The sequence below is a fragment of the Burkholderia sp. Se-20378 genome, assembly GCF_017104665.1.
GTDB lineage: Bacteria > Pseudomonadota > Gammaproteobacteria > Burkholderiales > Burkholderiaceae > Burkholderia > Burkholderia lata.
The window spans coordinates 1-3,696 of record NZ_JAAGPG010000694.1 but is presented as its reverse complement, the minus strand read 5'-3'; the positions used below and the strand labels follow the sequence as shown (position 1 = coordinate 3,696).

The 3,696-nt window shown below is 70.7% G+C and carries 2 protein-coding genes; both read left to right on the top strand.

Annotated elements, in window-relative coordinates; translation table 11 throughout:
* A partial coding sequence (gene glgB / locus G3N93_RS36240; RefSeq protein ID WP_206135165.1) for a 1,4-alpha-glucan branching protein GlgB occupies positions 1 to 1,766 on the top strand: 1,766 nt, incomplete at its 5' end.
* A gap of 32 nt (positions 1,767 to 1,798) precedes the next feature.
* Positions 1,799 to 3,696 (top strand): glycogen debranching protein GlgX (gene glgX / locus G3N93_RS36235; RefSeq protein ID WP_206135164.1); only part of this gene is annotated, 1,898 nt, incomplete at its 3' end.

The window sequence follows — 3,696 nt, the reverse complement described above, 5'->3', positions numbered from 1 at the left end:
AACGCGTGTCGGTGGTCGGCGATTTCAACGGATGGGACGGCCGCCGGCACCCGATGCGGCTGCGGCGTCCGTCGGGCGTGTGGGAGCTGTTCGTGCCGGGCATCGGCGCCGGCGAGTGCTACAAGTACGAGCTGCGCGCGGCCGACGGGCGCGTGCTGCCGCACAAGTCCGATCCGTGCGCACGTGCAACGGAAGCGCCGCCACGCACGGCATCCGTGGTCGCCGACGTCGCGGCGCTCGACACGTTCGCGTGGCACGACGAAGGCTGGATGCACGCGCGACCGCGCGTCGACCGCTACCGCGTGCCATGGTCGATCTACGAGGTGCATGCGGAATCGTGGCAACGCGTGCCCGAGGAGATGAACCGCAGCGCGACCTGGGACGAACTCGCCGAGCGGCTGATTCCGTACGTGCAGGGAATGGGCTTCACGCACGTCGAGTTCATGCCGATCGCCGAGTATCCGTTCGGCGGCTCGTGGGGCTACCAGCCGCTCGCGCAGTTCGCGCCGTCCGCGCGCTTCGGCCCCGTTGACGGCTTCGCCCGCTTCGTCGACCGCGCGCATGCGGCCGGCATCGGCGTGCTCGTCGACTGGGTGCCCGCGCATTTCCCCGACGATCCGCATGGGCTCGCGCAGTTCGACGGCACGGCGCTGTACGAGCACGCCGACCCGCGCGAAGGGCTGCATCCCGACTGGCACACCTGCGTGTTCAACGTCGGGCGCACGGAAGTCGGCGCGTTCCTCGCCGCGTCGGCGCTCGCGTGGGCGCGCCGGTATCACGTCGACGGCATCCGCGTCGACGCGGTCGCGTCGATGCTGTACCGCGACTATTCGCGCGCGGAAGGCGAATGGGTGCCGAACGTGCACGGCGGGCGCGAGAACCTCGAATCGGTCGCGTTCCTGCGCATGCTGAACGACACGCTGCACGGTGCGGCCGCGCCGGCCGGCGTCGTCACCGTCGCGGAGGAATCGACCGCGTGGCCGGGCGTCACCGCGCCCACCGGCGACGGCGGGCTCGGCTTCGACTTCAAGTGGAACATGGGCTGGATGCACGACACGCTCGCGTACGTGCGCGAAGACCCGGTGCACCGCCGCTATCACCACGACCGGATGACGTTCGGGCTCGTGTACGCGTTCTCCGAGCGCTTCGTGCTGCCGCTGTCGCACGACGAGGTCGTGCACGGCAAGGGCTCGCTCGTCGCGAAGATGCCGGGCGACGCGTGGCAGCGGCTCGCGACGCTGCGCGCGTACTTCGGCTTCATGTGGGCGCACCCCGGCAAGAAGCTGCTGTTCATGGGCAGCGAATTCGCGCAATGGGCCGAGTTCGCGCACGACGCGACGCCGCACTGGGACCTGCTCGATGCGCCCGCGCATCGCGGCGTGCAGCGGCTCGTGCGTGACCTGAACCGCACATATGCGGCCGAGCCGGCGCTGCATGCGCTCGACTGTCATGCAGCCGGCTTCTCCTGGCTGATCGGCGACGACCGCGACAACAGCGTGTTCGCGTTCGCGCGCCGCGACGAGGCCGGGCATCGGGTGGTCGCCGTCTGCAACTTCACGCCGGTGCCGCGCGCCAGCTACCGCGTCGGCCTGCCCGCGCCCGGGCAGTGGCGCGAACTGATGAACACCGATGCCGCGCCGTACGGCGGCACCAACGCCGGCAACGACGGCGCCGTGTGGGCCGAGGCCGTGCCCGCGCACGGCGAGGCGTGGTCGACGCTGCTGCGCCTGCCGCCGCTCGCAACGCTGTGGCTCACGCCCGCCTGATTTCCCGCGCCCTCGACACGGAGATCCGCCCCATGCCGACCGCCCTGCCCGCCCGTCTCGAATCCGGCCGAAGCTACCCGCTCGGCGCGACCTGGGACGGCCTCGGGACCAACTTCGCGGTATTTTCCGCGCATGCGCAGCGCATCCAGCTGTGCGTGTTCGATCCGACCGGCCGCAAGGAGCTCGCGCGCCTCGACCTGCCCGAATGCACCGACGAGGTGTGGCACGGCTACCTGCCCAACGCGCATCCGGGCACCGTGTACGGGTTTCGCGCGGACGGCCCGTACCAGCCGCAGCACGGCCATCGCTTCAACCCGACCAAGCTGCTGCTCGACCCGTACGCGCGCAAGCTGGTCGGCCAGTTCCGCTGGTCGGATGCGCTGTTCGGCTATCGCGTGCATTCGAGCCGCGCGGACCTGTCGATGGACCGCCGCGACTCGGCGCCCGCGATGCCGAAGTGCGTGGTGGTCGACGAGGCGTTCGACTGGCGCAACGACCGGCGCCCGCGCGTGTCGTGGCGCAACACGGTGATCTACGAAACCCACGTGCGCGGTGCGTCGATGCGCCGCGCCGGGTTGCGCCCGCCCGAACGCGGCACGTTCGCGGCGTTCGCGCATCCGGCGTTCATCGACCACCTGCTGTCGATCGGCGTGACGACGGTCGAGCTGCTGCCCGTCCACGCGTTCCTGCAGCAGCGCGCGCTCGTGAACCGCGGGCTGCGCAACTACTGGGGCTACGACACGGCCGCGTTCTTCGCGCCGGAACCCGCGTATCTCGCGACGCGGCGGCTCGACGAGATGCGCATCGCGATCCGCCAGCTGCATGCGGCCGGCATCGAGGTCGTGCTGGACGTCGTCTACAACCATACGTGCGAAGGCAACGAGCTCGGCCCGACGCTGTCGTGGCGCGGCCTCGACAACGCGAGCTACTACCGGCTGATGCCGGACGACCGCCGCTTTCATGTCGACGAGACGGGCTGCGGCAACACGCTGAACCTGTCGCATCCACGCGTCGTGCAGATGGTGATGGATTCGCTGCGCTACTGGGCCACCGCGTTCAACGTCGACGGCTTCCGTTTCGACCTCGGCGTGACGCTCGGTCGCGAGGAACACGGCTTCGATCCCGGCGCGGGTTTTTTCGACGCGTTGCGGCAGGACCCGGTGCTCGCACAGCGCAAGCTGATCACCGAGCCGTGGGATCTCGGCCCCGGCGGCTACCAGCTCGGCCGCCACCCGCCCGGTTTCGCCGAGTGGAACGACCGCTTTCGCGACACCGTGCGGCGCTTCTGGCGCGGCGACGCGGGCCAGCGGCCGGAGCTGGCCGCGCGCCTCGCCGGGTCGGCCGACCTGTTCAACCACCAGCGGCGCCACACGTGGGCGTCGGTCAATTTCGTCACCGCGCACGACGGCTTCACGCTCGCCGATCTCGTGTCGTATTCGGCGAAACACAACGCCGCGAACGGCGAGGACAACCGCGACGGCCGTGACGACAACTGCAGCGCGAACTGGGGCGCCGAAGGGCCGAGCGACGATGCGGCGATCCGCGCCGTGCGCGCGCGCGTCGCCCGCTCGATGCTCGCGACGCTGTTTACCGCGCTCGGCACGCCGATGCTGGTGGCCGGCGACGAGTTCGGCCGCACCCAGCACGGCAACAACAACGCGTACTGCCAGGACAACGAGCTGTCGTGGCTCGACTGGGATCTGGCGCGCAGCGACGAAGCGGTCACGCTGATGCGCTTCGTGTCGCGGCTCGCCGCGCTGCGGCGCATGTATCCGGTGATGTCCACGCCGCGCTATCCGTCGGGCGACCGCGACGCCGCGCCGGGCATGGCCGAGATCGACTGGTTCGACGAGCGTGGCGACGCAATGACCGTGCCCGCGTGGCAGGACCGCGAGCGCCGCGCGCTGACGATGCGGCGCGTCGGCACGGG